The 17,537-nt window shown below is 62.2% G+C and carries 15 protein-coding genes; 2 read left to right on the top strand and 13 right to left on the bottom strand.

Going from position 1 to position 17,537, the window contains the following annotated elements; translation table 11 throughout:
* The 10 genes from ACFFAR_RS06605 to ACFFAR_RS06650 form a co-directional block, all read right to left on the bottom strand.
* The coding region (locus tag ACFFAR_RS06605; protein ID WP_174363491.1) for an FAD-dependent oxidoreductase at positions 1–1,271 on the bottom strand (1,271 nt) is incomplete at its 3' end.
* A 69-nt stretch (positions 1,272–1,340) separates the two neighbouring features.
* Entirely contained in the window at positions 1,341–2,711 is a 1,371-nt protein-coding gene (locus ACFFAR_RS06610) for an MmgE/PrpD family protein (RefSeq protein ID WP_174363490.1), read from the bottom strand.
* Between the two features lie 26 nt (positions 2,712–2,737).
* Complete coding sequence (locus tag ACFFAR_RS06615) at positions 2,738–3,796, bottom strand: 2Fe-2S iron-sulfur cluster-binding protein (protein ID WP_174363489.1); 1,059 nt, start codon at positions 3,794–3,796, stop codon at positions 2,738–2,740.
* Positions 3,797–3,806: 10 nt separating this feature from the next.
* Positions 3,807–5,096 carry an SRPBCC family protein gene (locus ACFFAR_RS06620; RefSeq protein WP_375507661.1) on the bottom strand — a complete coding sequence of 430 codons (1,290 nt, stop codon included), beginning with the start codon at positions 5,094–5,096 and terminating at the stop codon, positions 3,807–3,809.
* An 82-nt stretch (positions 5,097–5,178) separates the two neighbouring features.
* On the bottom strand, positions 5,179–6,000 hold the full coding sequence (locus tag ACFFAR_RS06625) for a nitrilase-related carbon-nitrogen hydrolase (RefSeq protein ID WP_174363488.1): 822 nt from the start codon (positions 5,998–6,000) through the stop codon (positions 5,179–5,181).
* A 16-nt stretch (positions 6,001–6,016) separates the two neighbouring features.
* Complete coding sequence (locus ACFFAR_RS06630; RefSeq protein WP_174363487.1) at positions 6,017–6,931, bottom strand: glycine betaine ABC transporter substrate-binding protein; 915 nt, start codon at positions 6,929–6,931, stop codon at positions 6,017–6,019.
* A gap of 34 nt (positions 6,932–6,965) precedes the next feature.
* Positions 6,966–7,688 carry an ABC transporter permease gene (locus tag ACFFAR_RS06635; RefSeq protein WP_075360264.1) on the bottom strand — a complete coding sequence of 241 codons (723 nt, stop codon included), beginning with the start codon at positions 7,686–7,688 and terminating at the stop codon, positions 6,966–6,968.
* Between the two features lie 2 nt (positions 7,689–7,690).
* On the bottom strand, positions 7,691–8,902 hold the full coding sequence (locus ACFFAR_RS06640) for an ABC transporter ATP-binding protein (protein ID WP_375507662.1): 1,212 nt from the start codon (positions 8,900–8,902) through the stop codon (positions 7,691–7,693).
* The gene (locus ACFFAR_RS06645) at positions 8,899–9,642 is read right to left on the bottom strand and encodes an ABC transporter permease (RefSeq protein WP_075360262.1); all 744 of its coding nucleotides are present in this window, start codon (positions 9,640–9,642) and stop codon (positions 8,899–8,901) included. The genes ACFFAR_RS06640 and ACFFAR_RS06645 overlap by 4 nt, the downstream gene beginning before the upstream one ends.
* A gap of 137 nt (positions 9,643–9,779) precedes the next feature.
* On the bottom strand, positions 9,780–10,757 hold the full coding sequence (locus ACFFAR_RS06650; protein ID WP_174365418.1) for a LysR substrate-binding domain-containing protein: 978 nt from the start codon (positions 10,755–10,757) through the stop codon (positions 9,780–9,782).
* Positions 10,758–10,937: 180 nt separating this feature from the next.
* Between ACFFAR_RS06650 and ACFFAR_RS06655 the strand changes: the two genes are divergently transcribed.
* Complete coding sequence (locus ACFFAR_RS06655; protein ID WP_375507663.1) at positions 10,938–12,134, top strand: NAD(P)/FAD-dependent oxidoreductase; 1,197 nt, start codon at positions 10,938–10,940, stop codon at positions 12,132–12,134.
* A 50-nt stretch (positions 12,135–12,184) separates the two neighbouring features.
* Here ACFFAR_RS06655 and ACFFAR_RS06660 read toward each other — a convergent pair whose 3' ends face one another.
* From ACFFAR_RS06660 to ACFFAR_RS06670, 3 genes are all read right to left on the bottom strand, one after another.
* Positions 12,185–13,750 carry a methyl-accepting chemotaxis protein gene (locus ACFFAR_RS06660; RefSeq protein WP_174364894.1) on the bottom strand — a complete coding sequence of 522 codons (1,566 nt, stop codon included), beginning with the start codon at positions 13,748–13,750 and terminating at the stop codon, positions 12,185–12,187.
* 123 nt (positions 13,751–13,873) lie between these two features.
* The gene (locus ACFFAR_RS06665) at positions 13,874–14,677 is read right to left on the bottom strand and encodes a hypothetical protein (RefSeq protein WP_174364895.1); all 804 of its coding nucleotides are present in this window, start codon (positions 14,675–14,677) and stop codon (positions 13,874–13,876) included.
* Positions 14,674–16,938 carry an alpha/beta hydrolase domain-containing protein gene (locus ACFFAR_RS06670; RefSeq protein ID WP_375507664.1) on the bottom strand — a complete coding sequence of 755 codons (2,265 nt, stop codon included), beginning with the start codon at positions 16,936–16,938 and terminating at the stop codon, positions 14,674–14,676. Before ACFFAR_RS06670 ends, ACFFAR_RS06665 begins: the two co-directional genes overlap by 4 nt.
* Before the next feature lie 294 nt (positions 16,939–17,232).
* On the opposite strand from ACFFAR_RS06670, the gene ACFFAR_RS06675 reads away from it, so the two are divergent.
* Positions 17,233–17,537: GntR family transcriptional regulator (locus ACFFAR_RS06675; protein WP_375507665.1), on the top strand; the 305-nt coding region annotated here is incomplete at its 3' end.

Genomic DNA, 17,537 nt, shown 5'->3' on the forward strand with positions numbered 1-17,537 from the left:
CTCCAGTCGAGATAGCGCGGCGGACGAACGGTCAGGATTTCGACGGCCGTGACCTCCTCGCATTGGCAGACGAAGGGTTCGCCTTTCGCTTCGATGACCGACGCGCGGACCCAAGCTTCACGGGATCGGGCAGGGTCGTTCACGCATGTGTCGGGCACTACGCTAGTTTCCAATTGCGCCGGAGACTCATCAACGCCCAACGCGCGGAGTGCGGCAACGGCGGCGATGCGCCCCTCGTGACGGGCGGTATCGGCGGAAAGATGTTTCGTATCCCAGACGCCCGCGCAATCGCCCACCGCCAAAATGAAGGGCAGCGATGTACGTTGCGACTCATCGACCACGGCAACATTGCCGCCGCGATCCGCGTTGAATGCGGTCCTGCAACCTGCTGCTTCCAGCAATTCGATTGCAGGAATGGCCGCGATGCCGAGCAGCACCGTGTCGCACTCAACCAACCGCTGTGCACCGGGCAGATGCCGGTGGTCTGCATCGATTGTGCAAAGCGTCACCGATGTCACGCCATAAGCATCTCCCAGCGCCTCATGGGTCACATGCTGCGTGAACAATTGCGCACCGCGTTCGACGAGTCGCGCTAGCAACGCAGCGTCGCCAGGGACAGACGTAGCCTGCTCAACAATAGCCGCGATCCGCACGCCTGCATCCGACAGCGCGTTGGCAATCTGAAGCGCATGCGTGTCGCTGCCGAGCAGCACCGCGACCCGCGCATCCAGTGCCCCGTAAGTCGAACTGAGCCGGTAGGCCGCGCTCGCGCCCATCACGCCGGGCCGCTGCCAGCCGTCGAAGGCGAGGCCCATGTCGCGACGCCCCGCCGCCACGATCACCTGCCCGAAACGCATGAGATAGGCGCTGTCGCTATCGGCGAGTCCAGCAACACGGCCTTCAATCCACGCCGCAGTTGGACGTTGCGGGAAGAGTCCCCAGACTGCCGTGCCGAGACGGACATCGACACCCGCTTCCAGCAGTTCGCCAAGTTCGGGACTGGCTTCCAGCATTGCTTCGAGCATCGCGTTGCGGTTGCTCAGCGCCGCGCCCATACGTCCGCCGAAATGCAGCGGCACCTCTTCGCCCATGGTCTCGAGCGGGACGGGATTTTCATCGACGAGCGTCACGCGCATGCCGCGGCCGGCCGCTTGCATGGCAGCGGCAAGTCCCGCCGGCCCCGCCCCGATGATGAGCAGGTCGGTTTCATGCTGGATCGGCGGCGCTTTGCCCGCAACCGATGCCGGATCGAACTGAATGTGCTGGCCCACGAGCGTCCTTTGTTCCAATGTTCGCAATGGTGTCCGATGATTATCGGGCGGCACGCCGCCCGTCCCCGGTCACAAAACCGACGTCATCGCATCATCGTGCGACGATTGCGCGGACGGCGCAGTCAGCACCCGTTCCTTCAGCGAGTGCATTGCGCTCGCGGATTCGTGCAGCGAGAGGACATCGTCTTCGATTTGCTGCGCGAGCCGATCGCCGAAGCGCGCCGATGTCAGCGATCGGAATTTGGACAGCAGCGCGTCCTGCGGCATCGGATTGTCCGGACCACCCATGGCCGTGACCGGACCCGAGTCCAGTCGCGCGCCATCACGTGTCGTGACCACCACGCGAGCCCAGCGCTCGGCGGGAAATGCTGCGCTGAACTCCGCGCGCTCGACCGTTCGCAGGCGGGGCAAGAGGTCGCGAAGACGCGCGTCCGAAAGACCTTCGGACTGGATCGTGCGGGCATCGACACGACCATCTGCGAGCGCCGCCGCGACCGGAAACAGCACACCGTATTGCGCTTCCTCGGTATTCGCGGGAAAGGTCGAACACAGCCGCGTCGCTTCGTGGAAGGTTTCGATGGTCACGCTCTCGATCATCTCGGGCGACAGGTCATGTCCGGCGCGCAATCGCAGCGCGGCGGCAATCGACGGATGCGCCCATCGGCAGACGGGGTAAGGTTTGACGTACTGCTCCAGAATCATCCAGCGCTCGCCGAGGTCTTCCCACAACGCCGGTTCATGCGCTTCAACTGTCAAAGCTGGCGCGCCAGTGAAACCGCGCTGCGCAAAAAGCGCCGCGCTGACTCCGGCCATGCTGCCCCAGCCGGAGCCGTCTTTGAGCATGGTCGGAAAGTCTATGCAACGCATCATTTCGCTGCGCGGACCGTGATATTCAGCGATCCCCAGCGCATGGCGCGTCGTGATCTGGTCGAGTTTCAGCGATCGTGCGCACAGCGCCGCTGCGGCCAGTGCGTTCCATGCGCCTGACGTGTGATATTCGCTGCTCGATGCATGCAGCGCGATACCCGCGCGTGTGCCGATTTCATAACCGAGCACGACATTGACGATCGCCTCACGGCCGTCCATCGACGGATCGCGTTCCGCCATCGCTAGCAATGCGGGCAGCACGGCCACGCCGACGTGACCCTTGGTCAGCACGTGGCCATCGTGGCCGTCGAAGCTGTCGATGGTCATGCCTCCCGCCAGCGCCGCACCGAGAGGACTGGCGAGACGCCCGTCGAAGAGCATGCGTACTGCATTACGGCCCGCGCCGAAAAAATCGAACGCGTGGTCGCATGCAATCCGGGCGAGGCTCGTGCCGCTGCCTGCCGCTGCCACGCCCAGCAAATCGAGCATGAGGCTTTGCGCGCGTTCCACTACCTCGCGCGGCATGTCATCGAAACAAAGCTCATGGATAAAACGTCCCGCGTGTTGTTGCATGACAGGGTTCCCCGGTTCAACTGCAATCAGAATTCCAGCGTGACATCCGACATGGCGCGGCTGGAACACGCGAGCACAAATCCCTGCGCTTCTTCCGCTCCCGATAAACCGCCCTGATGCCGCATCTCGATCACGCCCGATACACGGCGCAGCTTGCATGTGCCGCACATACCACTCGCGCAGCCGCACGGAATCACGACGTTCTGACGCGACGCCGCCATCAGGATCGTTTCGTTTGCATGCGTCCGGAAGGTCTTGTCACCGAGTTTTATGTGATGTGTGACGCTGTTGTCCATTGCGTCCGGCGCTTCGGACGGGAACGGATCAACAGGCGCGAAATGTTCGACATGAAAGCCCGCATGGCGCGCGCCGTCGGCGGCATGGATGCGCCTGACCTCGTCCATGAAGCTCGCCGGACCGCAGCAATACACTTCGCGCAGATTGAAGTCGGGCACAACTGCAGAAATGAGCCGTCGTGAAACACGCCCGCGCAGGCCGAACCAGCCGGCCGCAGGAGCGCTCAGCGCGACGCTGACCTGCAGGTTCGGCATGCTGGACTGCAGTATCGCGAGTTCGCGCGCAAAGAGGATATCTTCCGTACCGCGCGCCGCGTGAAACCATGCCACGTCGGCATGCGGACAACGCAGCGCAAGCGTGCGCAACATCGACATCAGTGGCGAGGCGCCCGAGCCCGCCGAGACCAGCGCAAGCGGCTTCACACGTTGTGCGTCGAATTCAAGCCGGAACTGCCCGAGCGGATAACGCGCGTCGAGTGTCATGCCCGGGCGCAATGTGTCATGCAGCCAGCGCGTGGCGCGGCCATCGTCCGGCGCCTTGATCGTGAGTTCGAGCATGCCGCTTCCCAATGGCGACGATGCAATCGAGAACGTGCGCTGCAACCGTTCTCCGGCTATGTCGAGTGTGAGCATCATCGATTGGCCGGGAATGAACGGCATTGCGCCGCTTGCATCGAGATCACGCAGCACGATGGTTTTCACAGTTCGCGTTTCGATACGAATCTCGACGCATTCGAGCGTCCGGTCAGCCGGGCCTTCCACGAATGACGCCGGTGCAATGCCCTGCATTGTCGGATCCTCAACCATGAGCATGCAACGTAAATGTGCGGCGCCCGGGTTCCGTCTTCTCCAGATACGCCGCCAGCTTGCCGGCGTACCAGTTGGTGAAATTGCGCAGCATGAATTCGGATGGCGCGTAGGGCCCTGGGACATAGGCCTTCGATGCGACGCCCAGATGGTTGTTGGCCGCAAGCCGCGCATCTTGCGCGTTGGTCGCGCGCCAGACGGACGTGAGCTTTTCAATGTCGTAATCGACACCTTCCACCGCGTCTTCGTGCACGAGCCACGTCGTGCGCAGCGCCGTCCGGTTCGCGGAAAGCGGCAGGATTCGGAAATGGATGATGTGATCGGCGAGAAAATGATTCCAGTTGTTCGGAACCCTGAACATCCGCACCGAACCGAGATCGGGGTCGGTCAGGTTCCCGAGCAGCTTCAGGCACGCTGGCGAACCGTCGGGCGTGAAAGACACCGCCCCGCGATGAAACGGCAGGCGGATGCAGCGAAATTCGTTGCCGCCATCGGCCGGCAGATGCACGAGGTCTTGCGCGTCCCAGTGCCGCGCCTGACCTTCCATCAGTTCTCGGAAGTAGGCGGAGCCGGCGGGATCGTCGGGCAGTGCAAATTCGACGAGCGTGGCAAGCAGTTCAGGGTGATTGCCGCTGCAGTGATAACACTCGCGATTATTTTCGATGACGAGCTTCCAGTTCGCGTCTTCGATCAGTGTCTCGACGTGCGCGACTTTCGTGCGCTCGGGTGCATGCGGTGCGATATACGGCGCAACGGAGCGGCGAAACCGCGTGATATCCGGCGGTGTATCAGCAATGCACACGTACACCATGCCGCAGATCACTTCGACGTTTACCGGCGCGAGACCGTAGGCCTCACGATCGAAACCGGCGGGCATTTGCCGCGCGTGGAGCAACGCGCCATCGAGGTCGTACACCCATTGGTGATACGGGCACACCAGCCGGTGAACATGGCCTTGCGAAGCGCTGCAAATGCGCGAGCCACGATGCCTGCACGTATTGAAGAATGCCTTGACCTCGCCATCCTGCGCACGCATGACAACAATAGATGTCTCGCCGATCTCCATCGTCAGGTAATCGCCCGGTGCGCGAATCTCCGCGACGTTGCACGCATAAAGCCATTCGTTGGAGAAGACCGCGTCGATGTCGAGATCGTGAAACGCAGGATCGATGTAGAACGGCCGCGCGAGACTGAAACCTTCTCGCCGTTCATCGAGCAGGGCCTGTAGCTGCACCGCATCCACCATCTCGTTCTCCGTCGTAGAGCGATTGAGTGACACCATTTTCACCTGACGATTTCCCGCGTGTCCGCAGGGACGCGACCAACGTCAACACGAAAGCGACGTTTTGCGTCGGGTCATGCGATCAGCTCCGGTTTCTGGCGTTGGCGTCCCGCACGGTCGGCAAGGCAAAACGTGCGCGCCTGACATCGCCGTAATCCAGCGATGCAATCACCAGCTCCTCGCGCGGTTCTCGGCTTTCTGCCAGGATCTTGCCGTTGGGATCGAGAATGCGGGAGCCGCCCCAGAAATGCAGGTCGCCCTCGCGTCCCACCCGATTCGCCATCACGATCGGCAACCCATAAACGAGTGCGTAAAAGCGCAACACGGTATCCCATCCGCGTGGGTTGTCGAATTGATCGCCGACCGCTTCCAGCGCAGAACTGATCGGCGCGATACCGAGCGTCATGCCGGCGCATGCCGCGCCGTGGACCAGCGAAGGATTCCACCAGTCCGCGCAGATCGGCGTTGTGACCTGCCAGCGAGGGTCGCCGAGAGGAAACGAGCTCAATGTGCTGCCGGGCGCGTAGAACTTGCCGTCGTCGAGCTTGCCGTAGGTCGCAAGCCCGATCTTCCGATGCACATGCACCACGCGGCCATGTGCAAGCGTCGCCACGCTGTTATAGAACTGCGCACCCGGCGCTTCCTCGATAAAACCCACCACCGTATGCATCGGGCCGGATGCTTCGGCAAGCCGGCAAAGTACCGCGTGATCGGCGGGCATTGCGAGGCGCAGAGCATCGGCACCCGCGCCGTGACCGACCAGCGAGAGTTCGGGAAACACCAGCACGTTCACGTTCGCTGCGCGAGCCTCGGCCATCAGCAGCAGATGCCGCTCGACGTTGCCGGCAATATCGCCGGGAATGGTCTCGACCTGTGCGGCCGCGACGGTCAAGCCATCGTTCATGATCGGTCGCGTCCTCTTACATCAGCCCGGACGATTTGAGAAACTCGCTTGCGACATCATCGACAGACTTCTTCGATACATCCACTTCCGCATTGAGGCGCGCCATGGTCTTGTCGTCGAGTTTCGCCGATATCGAATTGAGGATCGGGCCGAGCTTCGGGTTGGCATCGAGCGTGGCCTTCCGGATGACGGGCGTCAGCGCATAGGCTGGAAAGAAACCCTTGTCGTCGCGCAACGTGACGAAGTTGAAGGCGGGCACGCGGCCGTCAGTTGTGAACACCAGGGCTACCTGGACCTGCTTGTCTTTCAGCGCCTGGTAAGTGAGGCCTGAATCCATCCGCTTGATCTGCGCCGGCGAAAACGAAAAACCATACGCCTGTTGCAGCGGCTTCAAGCCATCAGGGCGCGCATAGAATTCCGAGTTGCACGCGAAGGTCAGGTCCTTGCCCGCACTCAGCGCCTTCGCAAGATCGCTTATGGTGGTAATGCCGAGCTTCGCGGCTTCGTCGCGATTCATTGCGAGGCCATACGTATCATTCGCTTTCGAAGCATCGAGCCACACGATTCCCTTGGCGGCATCGAGTTGCTTCACGCGTGTGTACGTTTCTGCAGGCGTGAGGTGTTCGGTCACCTTGTTGTAGGTGATCAGCGAGGTTCCGGTGTATTCCCAGTACACGTCGATCTGCCCGTTCTCCTGCGCCTGACGCAACACCGTGCTGCCCATCCCGTCTTTCTTCACGACGTTGAAACCCTTCGCCTGCAGCAACGCCGTGGTGATCTGCGCGAGCAGCACTTGCTCGGTGAAGTTCTTTCCGCCGACGGTCACGGTCGCTGCATCAGCGGCGCGTGCAGGTTGAACCGCAAGCAGGCCTGCCGCAACACAAAGAGCGGGTAACAGCGCGAGGGCACGGGAAAGTAGCCGGATATGCATGGAAGATCCAGTGAGGTGAAGAGGAAGATAACGTTCAGCGTTGCGGATTCACGCCGCGCGGCACGAGCCGGTATTGCATCTGGGCCACGAGCATGTCTGTCAGGATCGCGAGCAGCGCGGTCGGCACGGCGCCGGCGAGCAGCATCGCGAAATCGTTGAGGTCGATGCCCGTGAAGATCAGCTCGCCCAACCCGCCACCGCCGACGAGAAAAGCAAGCGGCGCCGTGCCGACCGTAATGGCGAGCGCGGTGCGCAGGCCGGCAAAGATAACGAACATGGCGTTGGGCATCTCGACGCGCCACAGGATCTGGCGCGGCGTCATGCCAATGCCGGTGGCGGCATCGATCAGTGTGGGAGGCACTGCGCGGATGCCCTCGTAGGTATTCATTGCGATGGGCAGCAAGGTCGCGACCCACAAGCCGAAGATCGCCGGTTTCGCGCCAATGCCCATCAGGCTCATCGCAAGCGCAAGCAGTGCGAGCTTAGGCACGGCCTGCCCCGCGTTGAGCGCGAGCATGACCACATGCGCCATGCGGCCGCGCGATGGACGGCTCAGCCAGATCCCCGCCGGCAGCGCGACCGCGATCGCCAGTGCGCCCGCGATCGCAACCATCAGCATTTGCTGACCGGCCTGATACAGCATGTCGTCCTTGTAAGGCGCGAGCTGCACGAACCAGTTTGCAGCGTGTGCTTGCGAGGCGAACAGCAAGGTCGCCGTACATGTGCCGAGACGCCGCGTGAATCCGCGTGAGCGCATGATCAGACGCCCTCCTCGGCGCGGCTGTTGACTAGCGGCACCGGATCGAGACCGCGCTCAGGCGCCACGGGCACATCCACCGCACCGGCGAACGCCGCGCCGCCGGCGCAGGATGCACGCGCCATCTCGGCAATGCCCGCGTGCGTGACGTAACCGGCGAAACGCCCCGCCTCGTCCACCACGGCAAACCACGACACGCCGTGCGCAAGCATCATCGACATGACCGAGCGCAGGTCGTCGTCGGCGCGAACGGTTGCGGGCAAGGACAATGCCATGGAGGCTTCCAGCCGTTCCGGCACCGCGTCCAGCCGCGATGCAGTGAAATAACCAGCGGGTTTGCCGTTGATATCGATGAAAACTGCTTCTCCGTGCGGATGCAAAGCGAGCGCGGCACGCGCCGCACCCTTTGAGTCGCCCGGCCGCACGATCGCTTCGAGCGCAACCAGGGCGGCGCCTGCCCGCAGCAGGCGCAGGCGCTTCAACGCACGGTCGGCGCCCACGAAGTCCGCGATGAACGGCGTCGCCGGACGCGCCAGCAATTCATCGGGACCGGCAAACTGTTCGAGCTTGCCATTGCGAAAGATGGCGACCTTGTCGGCCATCTTCATGGCTTCATCGATGTCATGGCTCACGAACACCACGGTCTTTTTCAAGCGCCTCTGGATCTTGCGGAATTCATCCTGAATCGAAGTCCGGTTGATCGGATCGATCGCGCCGAACGGCTCGTCCATCAACATCACCGGCGGGTCGGCCGCAAGCGCTCGCGCCACGCCGACGCGTTGTTGCTGGCCACCCGACAGGTCGCGCGGATAACAGCCGAGGTACATCGCCGGATCGAGCGCCACCAGTTCAAGCAGCTCCTCCGTGCGCCGGCGAATCTTGCGCTTGTCCCAGCCGAGCATCTGCGGCACGAGCCCGATGTTCTGCTCCACCGTCATGTTGGGAAACAGCCCGACTTGCTGGATCACGTAACCAATGCGCCGGCGCAACTCGACCACGTCGAAGCTCGACGTATCCTCGCCGCCGATCAGTATCCGGCCCGAAGTCGGCTGCACGAGCCGGTTGATCATCTTGAGCGTCGTGGTCTTGCCGCATCCGGACGGCCCGAGCAGCACGCATAACTCGCCCTCTTCGATGTCCATCGATACATCGTCGACAACTGCTTGCGCCTGACGTGATTCAAAGCGCTTCGTGAGATGTTGAAGGTTGATCATCGGCTCTCCGCGATCGTTGGGCGCTCGAGGCCGGACGCGCTGGCGCGCCGGTTGCGGCCGCCAAGGCGCGCTGACAGAAGCGGCAGGCGGGCCGTGCGCAGGCCGGCGGGCGTGAGGCGGCGCTGCACGAGCGCGAGTCCGAAGTCCGCCACGATGGCAAGGCCGCCGACAATCAACGCCCCGGCGATCAACTGGCGCGAATCCGATTGCGAAATGCCGCGGCTGATCAGCCGGCCGAGGCCGCCCGCGCCTATGTAAGTGGCGATCGCCGCAATCCCGATGTTGATCACGACCGCCATGCGGATGCCCGCCATGATGATCGGCATCGCGATCGGCATTTCGACTTTGAAGAGGCGCTGACGCGTGGTCATGCCCATGCCGTTCGCGGCTTCGCGCAACGCCGGATCGAGGTTGCGGATCGCGGCGTAGGTGTTGCGCACGATCGGCAATTGCGAATACAGGAAAAGTGCGATCACAGCGGGCAGGAAACCAATGCCTTGCCCGATCATCGACAACACCGGGATCAGCAGGCCGAACAGCGCCACCGATGGAATCGTCATCAGGATTGCGGCGACATACAAGACCACCTTGGCGCTGCGTTCATGCGCGCTGATCGCGACGCCGAGCGGCACGCCCGTGAGGATGGCGCAGCCCACGCCGACCGCCACCAGTTCAAGATGCTCGACGAGCATGCGAAGAATCGACGGGCCGTTGTTCCAGATAAAAACGAGCGTTTCCAAACGGCCTCCGGTGTTTTCATCGACGATGAAGATGGGTCGGATTCGTGGCTACCGATGCACTGTAGCGACTCAAAAACCCGGGCAGCGCCACGTTTTCGACAACAACTGTCACCGGCGCGACGGGTAAGGGTTTTCCGTCATGGATTCGCCTGGCGGATTGCATCGTCCGGAAGACGCGGCAGCGCTTTGGAGAGCGCGGGCCGGATGTTGTGATCGAGCACCCGCCGGGTGAGCGCGATCAACTCGCGGGCGAACTCGTCCCATTCACCTTCGCGATGCAGCAAGAAGAATCCGCGCCGCCCGAGTTCGCCTGGTGGCAGCGGCAGCACGGCAACCTCCGGCAGATAATGGCGCGCCTGCCAGAGGCACAACGGCGTGGAGATGGCAAAGCCCAGCCGCGCGGCGACGAGGCTCAGCAATGGATCGGTGGCATCGAATTCATACCGGCGCGGACTTTCGATACCCAGGTGCCGTGCGAAGCGCTCCACTTGCTGGCCGATGACAGAATGCGCGGTGTACCGGATCAACGGCAACTCGCCGGCAAGCGTACGCCAGTCCAGGTCTGGCTGATCTTCCAAGTGACGACGCGCCACCACCGCCACGAAGGCCTCCGAGAACAGCGGCTTTTCCACGATGCGCGCGTCCGTCACGACCGTCTCCGTGCACACCGAGAGGTCGATTTCACGCTCATGGAGTTGGCGCGTGAGCCCTGGCGTCAGCCCGGACCACAATGCGATCTGCCGTGCGGAGCCCGACAACCCACGAATCAGTTCGGCGCCCACGGTGGCTGCAAACGAATCGACACAGCCGAGCCGGACCGGCAACTGGCCGCCATCGGCGGCATCGCCGAACGTGGCGGCGACACGCTGTGCATGCTCGAGCAGCGGCCCGGCGAGTTCGAGCAGCGTGCGGCCGGCCATGTTCGGGCGCGGCGGACGGCTGTCACGGTCGAAGAGACTCGCGCCATGCTCCCGCTCGAGCGCCGCCACGGCCTGGCTGACCGCACTCTGGCTCACGCCGAGCTGCCTTGCCGCCAATGTCATGGACCCGAGGTTGCAGACGGCGACGAACGCCTGCAGCGCGCGCAGGTCGATTGGCAACTGACTTCGTCGGATCGGCATGATGGTTTTGCCTCAATGCAAGGATTGCAGCGTGCCGGGCGCGTTGCCGACTTCGACTGACATCAGAAACACCACCCGTTAGCATCAATTTAACTTATACAAAAATGCGCCGGGGATTTGCTTCGTAACATCGTGCGTATTCCACATCCCACACTCCACATTCCATGGTTGACCATGAAACACTATGACTTCATCGTGATCGGCGCCGGTGTTATCGGCAGCTCGGTTGCGCATCATCTCGCGGCGCTTGGAGCGAAGAGCGTGCTGGTCATCGATCGCGGACTGATCGGCGAAGGCACGACTTCCCAATCGTCCGGGCTGCTGCGCACGCACTACTCCGTGCGGCAGAACGTGGAACTCGCGCGTTCGTCGTGGTGGGCGTTCAATAATTTCGCGGAGTATGTGGGCGACGAAGAAGCGTCGTGCGGACTCGTCAAGAGCGGCTATATGATCGTCTCGCCTGAGGGAGACAAGCTCGATGCGCTGCGGTCGTCGCTCGAGGCGCAGCGCGAAATGGGTATCGAAGTGCGCATGCCGTCGCAAGAGGAAGCGCGCGAACTGATGCCGATTGCGCAATTCGATGACGCCGCGCTGATCGGCTACGAGCCGGAAGCGGGTTTCGCCGATGCATATCTGGTCGCGACCGCCTTTGCGCGCTCGGCGCGGCGGCGTGGCGTGACAGTCGCGGAAGGCGTGAACGTCACCGGTTTGCTGCTTGACGAGCATGAAGGCCGCCGCGTCGTGGGCGTGAAGACCACTGCGGGCGATTTCGGTTGCGGCACGCTGATCAGCACGCAGAACATCTGGACCCCGGAACTGGAACGATGGACCGGCGTGACGCTGCCGGTCAAACCCGAGCGTCACACGGTGCTCGCGCTTGAATGCAACGAAGCGCCCTATACGTTCACGATGCCTGCCTTCAAGGATCTCGGCTCGCCCGGCATGCTGTATTACCGCAGTTATGGCGGCAAGCAGATGCTGGTGTCCGAAGGCGTGGTCGGGGAAACATTGAACTCGCCCGAAACCGAGCAGGGCGATGTCTCGCTCGATTACGTGGGCGAAGTGGGCGAGCAGGTCGCCGAACGCTTTCCGGCCTACGAGACCGCCGGACTCGCGTCATCATGGACCGGCGTGTACGACGTCACGCCTGACTGGAACCCGGTGCTCGGACCCATTGGCGATATAGAAGGACTGGTGGCCGGTTTCGGGTTTTCCGGCCACGGGTTCAAGTTATCTCCGGGTATCGGCAAGATCCTAGCGCAACATGCGCTCGGACTTCCCACCGATGTGTCTCTCGCGCCGTACGCACTCGAACGATTTGCAAGCGGCGCGCTGCTGGTCGGGAAATATGGATCGGGCGCTGTGTCCTGAAGTGGTAGTGGTCACGCCCGTTAAAAGAGCCGGACGCTCGCAAAACGCACTCAGCTCACTCGGCTCTCATCGAGCGTGAATACGGCGACCGTCGATTTCAGATGCGCGGCCTGATCCGCCATCGCACTGGCCGCCGCAGCAGCTTGTTCAACGAGCGCCGCGTTTTGTTGCGTGACTCTGTCCATTTGCGCGACCGCGAGGTTGACCTGCTCGATACCCGTGCTCTGCTCGTTCGACGCAGCCGAGATCTCGCTCATCATGCTCGTCACGCGCTGAACGGAATGCATGACTTCAGCCATCGTCTCGCCGGCACGCTCGGCAATCTGCGCGCCGCTGTTGACACGCGCCGTCGAACTGTCGATCAGCTCCTTGATCTCTTTCGCCGACAACGCGCTGCGCTGCGCCAGTGAACGAACTTCGCCGGCCACCACGGCGAAACCCCGCCCTTCCTCGCCGGCACGCGCCGCTTCCACGGCCGCATTCAGTGCAAGAATATTCGTCTGGAATGCAATGCCTTCGATCACAGCGATGATGTCCATCATCCGCTTCGAACCCGCGGCAAGATCGCGCATGGTTTCGACTACACCATCGACCAGTTCGCCCCCCTTCGCCGATACTTCCGATGCAGTGCGCGCAAGCCCGCTTGCCTGCTGCGCGTTTTCGGCATTCTGACGCACGGTCGACGTCAGCTCTTCCATGCTCGACGCCGTTTCCTGCAGCGACGCTGCCTGCTCTTCCGTGCGTTGAGAGAGGTCGGTATTGCCCTGCGCGATCTCACGCGAGGCAAGCAAGATCGATTCGCTCGATGTCCGAATCCCGCCAACTATGTCCGCCAGCTTGCCGCTCATGTTTGCGAGGCTATGAAGCATGCTGTCGTTGTCGCCCGGGCGAATCGACACGCTGCCGGCGAGATGGCCCGCCGCAATGCGGTTTGCAACTTCGACTGCGTAGCCCGGCTCGCCGCCGAGCTGCGCTGCAAGACGCCGTGCGATCACGACCGCCAGGACGCCGCCTGTCGCGATAGAACCGAAGACAAGCGCGATCATGATCCAGCGCATCGATTCGAATTCATCGGCGGAACGACGTTGCGCGTTTACAGCCAGTGCGCGTTTCTGGTCGCCGAGATTCATCATCGAGTCGCGTAGCCGTTCGCTTGCGTCGATCGCCTGGCGCACAAGCTCTGCGTGATCCATGCCGGCCGGCATGGGCCGCGCGCCGACTTCCATTTCTACGATGGATTCCCAATCGGCGGCACGCGCGGCGATTTGCTCGTAGAGCGCTTGACCGTCGTGCGTGGTGATCGTGGCGCGTGCCTGATCGAGCGCGCGGTGCATGTTCGCGAGCGACTCGCGAATTCCCGCTTTCAGTTTTTCACGGCCGGCGTTGTCCGCGAAACTCAGGTTGGCGGCCGCAAGGTCGGTGTTCAACTTGTTGCGCGTGGCCTCGCCGAGGTAATAGATACCGTCGAGATGCTGAGCGCCGATTTCGGAGGCAATGCCATGCATCTTGGCAAGCGCCACGATCCCAGTGCCTCCCAGGCACGCGCCGAACATGATCAAAAACGCAAACGACAGCAGCAGCTTGCTTAATACAGACAGCCGGTCAAACCGATTCATTTAGGCATCCTTGCGCGAATTTCCGCCGACGGATTCGACGAACGTGATCGCTTAACGACGCCTGGTCAGCACTTCTTCAAAACGAATCCGCGGTATATGAGACTGAGCATGGTTTTGAATCGGTCAACGCTGGAAGTAGATTGCGACGTAGCCGGGATTGTCGTTCGTCGCACCACTAGAGGGAATACCTTGCTCGACAAGAAGCGTTTGCCTCGTTGCATTCTGGTAAATCTTCAGATGAATCGCCTGTGGATTGCCGGCTTGGCTTGCATCGAGATAACCGGCGTCCGAAAGCATCAATGCAGCTTGCGAGGCCGTGAACCCTTGATCGACGATGCTCACGGTGGTGGACGGATTACCGTTGAAGACGTTGTCGGTAAAGCTCCCGTCCGCAGCAACGATCAGCGTGGACGACGGCGACGGACTGCCTTCCGCCTTTGCACCGCAATTTTCCCAGCCATCGAACGTCGCGGCGTTAGATACCAGCGCGGTCCAGGTCGCGGCGGGCGTCGTCGATACCGTCCAGGTGCCATCGAGAAGCACCGCGACGCTCTTGATGTTCACACCGGCATTGACGCCTGTCACGGTGCCGATGCTATTCGTTGGCGCCGAGACGCACGCAATCCCTGCGCCGGTCACGCCGCTTTGAAAGTGGCTGGATACGAGCGGGGAATTGCCTGCCGCAAGCAGCGGTGCCGCGACAGGACTCACGATCATCGCGTTCGCAGTCGTAGTCGCCGCAATGAACGACAACGACTGCGGCGCGACGCTGCCAAGCGTCAGGCTGTTTTGATACGCGGTCGCAACCGGTGAGACCGGGCCCGGTGCGGTCGATGGTGCATTGTCCGAGCCGCCTCCGCCGCAGGCGGTGAGCGTCACTATCGCCAATGCGAGCCATCCGGCCGCCGCGCATTTTATAGACTTCACGGCTGCGGCAACAACGTGGGTGAAACGCTCGCGGCGTTTGCGACAAAGACATTGTCGGCGTCCGCCTGCAACAAGTATCCCTTGCTCACGAGCGCATTGGCTGCTGCCGCCACGGCCGCCTGATACTTCGACCGGCTGGCGCCGTAAAGCGTTGCCAAGGTAGCGCGCGAATCCATGCCGCCCGCTTGCGCTGCAGCGTTCACGGCCAACGGAATTGCCGCGCCGTTCGAGATGCAGCCGTCGCCTATGGCATGCCCCGCTCCCCGATAATTCCATCCGGTATAAGTCGCAAGCGGAACGCTGACGTCGGGCACCAGGACGCCCGTTGTCTCGTTGCCGTTGGCATCGACCTTCGGTACGAGGATGGTGTATTGCTGCGCGGTGTTGACCACCGGCACGGCGTTACTGTAGTCGGTCACGAAGAGCTGGTTATATTCACCGTTGAACGTCAGTTGCAATGCAACCGGCGTAGCCGCCGTCCCGCTCGGTACGCTCACGTTGGTGAGACTCGGGAAGCCGGTCGCGGTTTGCGTCGGCGCAACGAGGGTGCCCGATGCCACCGTCGGATACTGCGACGCAGGCGGCTCCGTGCCGTTGGCGACCCAGTTCACGAGAGCGGGAATCAGCGCCCGTTCGACCGGCGTTTCCTCGACCGGCGAGCCGGGCAACTGGCACTGGCTGCCCGCGGCCGGAATGACGAGGTTGCCCGTCGTCACGCCGTTACCACCGCCGTGCTGCGTGCCTGGGACAAGGCAATAACGAACGTTGGGAGGCAACTGGATGTCGTTGCCGCGCCCGTCGGTGACCACGAGCGAAGCGGCGCCGCCCCACCATTCGAACGCGCCATCGAGTTGCATGATCTTCGGGCATGTATTGGTCTGCGTGCATTGCTTGAGCAGGCCATCCGTCATGCCGCTGACAGGATCCGTGAGCGTGGCGTAAGTGAACGGGAACTGGAAGCCCGGCATGAAGTGATCTTCGTGCTGCTTGGACCAGCGGCCGGGCTGCGCAAATGCAGCGTTGGTCCAGGTGCGCCGGGCAGCAGAAATGATCGGGAACATGCCGTCGAAGACAATCTTGCCATTCTTGTCGACGTTGAATCCCTGGTACAGGAAGTCCTTCATGAAGCGCCCGGACTGCGAAATGCCTTCGCCGATAGCGACATCGAAATTGGTACTTTGCGAGCACGAAGCGGTAGCGCACGGGGCCGTCTTCAGGTCGTTGAGCGGATTGGCCATGCCTTGGGCGTCGGTCGAGTTGTATCGGAGGAACGAGACAAGGTCGCGCAGCGCCGCAAAACCGATACCGTCCACCGTGGGTGCCGCCGCCTTGTAAACGAAGCTGTAGATCGTGCCGGCGTCCGGCGGAACACTCGTCCCGTTGGGTCCGGGAACGCTGGCCGGCGGTGTGAACGTCACCGAGTAGTTCCCTTCATAAACATTGTTCGGGGTGCTGGCATAGCTCCAGGTCGGCACCGAGACCGAGGGCGCCGTGTAGGTCTCCACACCGCCCGGAATACTGCCGTAAGCCGTCAGCCACGACTGGCGCGCGGTGAAGGTGACTGACGTCTTGTCGTTGAGATCGGCGGGAGCGTAAGTCAGCGGGATGGTCGTGGCAGGACCGCCGGCATAGTCCGGAATGAACTCTTCGCGGCTCAAGGCGGTCATCGGCGTGCCGTCCTTGTTGGTCGCGACAGGAAAGCTCGTACCGAGCAGGCCAGCGCCCGCAAGCGAACTGTTGCCTGTCAGCGGGACGTCGCCTTGCCATCCGCTCCACAAGATCGTGTAGCCGTTGCGCAGCAGCGATGGAAAGCTGGACGTGGGCGCAGCGCCCGTATCCAGAGCTCCGCCGCCTATGAACGACGCGTCGCCAATCTTGCTGCCGCGGTTGACGACGTCGTAGAACAGCACGCGCTTTGCCGTCGACGCACTTTGCGGGCGCAGGAGCACCACATCGGTTTCATAGGCCACGTAGCCGTCGGCACCGACCGGGGCGTTCTTGATGTTGACTATGCCCGCGTTGAGCGGGTTGTTCGGATCAAGCTCGCCGTGCACGACGGCAGTGATGACCTGGTAAGGTCCCGCCGCACCGGCAGGCGTGGCGCCTCCGAACGCCGGCGCAGTGGAGATGATCTGGAAACTGTTGATGAAGCCGGCGCCCTTGTCGGTGTTGCTTGAACCATTGTCGCTGTGTCCACATCCACTGATCAACAAGACGCCCGCACTCACACCCAGTAGTACACCTACTGACTTGACTATCATGATCAGTGTCTCCGACATGGCCAGCATTATTGGAAAAGACGGTGCAACGGATTGCTCACGAGAATGCCGCGCGCACGAAAACCGGAGAATGCAGAACCCGGGCAAGCGCGGGCCGTGATGAACCGAATGGACGACGGTAGGAAGTCCATTGAATACGATGAAAAAGCTTTGTAAGCTGTAGGTGACGTTTTAAAATATTTACGGAGCGTCTGTGTATTTATAAGCCACACCCCTGCATTCTCAACTATCGTTTACGCGTACCGTCTGCCCAACATGCAACCGTAAAGGTCGATCATGACGAACAAGCTCACTCGCGCGGACCAGCTAAGGGAATCGATTGAGGAAGACATTGCGACGGGCGCGCTGCCACCCGGAGCACCGCTCGATGAAGCTGAACTGACGGCTCGTTTCCAGGTGTCGCGGACTCCCGTGCGGGAAGCGCTGCTGCAGCTCGCGTCGGCGGGGATGGTCGAGATGCGGCCGCGGCACGGCGCGGTCGTGGCGAAGATCAGCTTGCATCGACTGATCGAGATGTTCGAGGTGATGGCAGAACTCGAAGCAATGTGCGGCCGGCTAGCTGCGCGGCGCATGAACGCAGC

The organism is uncultured Caballeronia sp., from assembly GCF_964243625.1.
Lineage (GTDB): Bacteria > Pseudomonadota > Gammaproteobacteria > Burkholderiales > Burkholderiaceae > Caballeronia.

Coding starts and splice junctions, on each gene's coding strand:
- ACFFAR_RS06625 (WP_174363488.1), bottom strand. CDS start 6,000: ATGAACGATGGCTTGACCGTCGCGGCCGCACAGGTCGAGACCATTCCC.
- ACFFAR_RS06670 (WP_375507664.1), bottom strand. CDS start 16,938: ATGATAGTCAAGTCAGTAGGTGTACTACTGGGTGTGAGTGCGGGCGTC.
- ACFFAR_RS06660 (WP_174364894.1), bottom strand. CDS start 13,750: ATGAATCGGTTTGACCGGCTGTCTGTATTAAGCAAGCTGCTGCTGTCG.
- ACFFAR_RS06630 (WP_174363487.1), bottom strand. CDS start 6,931: ATGCATATCCGGCTACTTTCCCGTGCCCTCGCGCTGTTACCCGCTCTT.
- ACFFAR_RS06610 (WP_174363490.1), bottom strand. CDS start 2,711: ATGCAACAACACGCGGGACGTTTTATCCATGAGCTTTGTTTCGATGAC.
- ACFFAR_RS06655 (WP_375507663.1), top strand. CDS start 10,938: ATGAAACACTATGACTTCATCGTGATCGGCGCCGGTGTTATCGGCAGC.
- ACFFAR_RS06620 (WP_375507661.1), bottom strand. CDS start 5,096: ATGGTGTCACTCAATCGCTCTACGACGGAGAACGAGATGGTGGATGCG.
- ACFFAR_RS06640 (WP_375507662.1), bottom strand. CDS start 8,902: ATGATCAACCTTCAACATCTCACGAAGCGCTTTGAATCACGTCAGGCG.
- ACFFAR_RS06615 (WP_174363489.1), bottom strand. CDS start 3,796: ATGCAGGGCATTGCACCGGCGTCATTCGTGGAAGGCCCGGCTGACCGG.
- ACFFAR_RS06635 (WP_075360264.1), bottom strand. CDS start 7,688: ATGCGCTCACGCGGATTCACGCGGCGTCTCGGCACATGTACGGCGACC.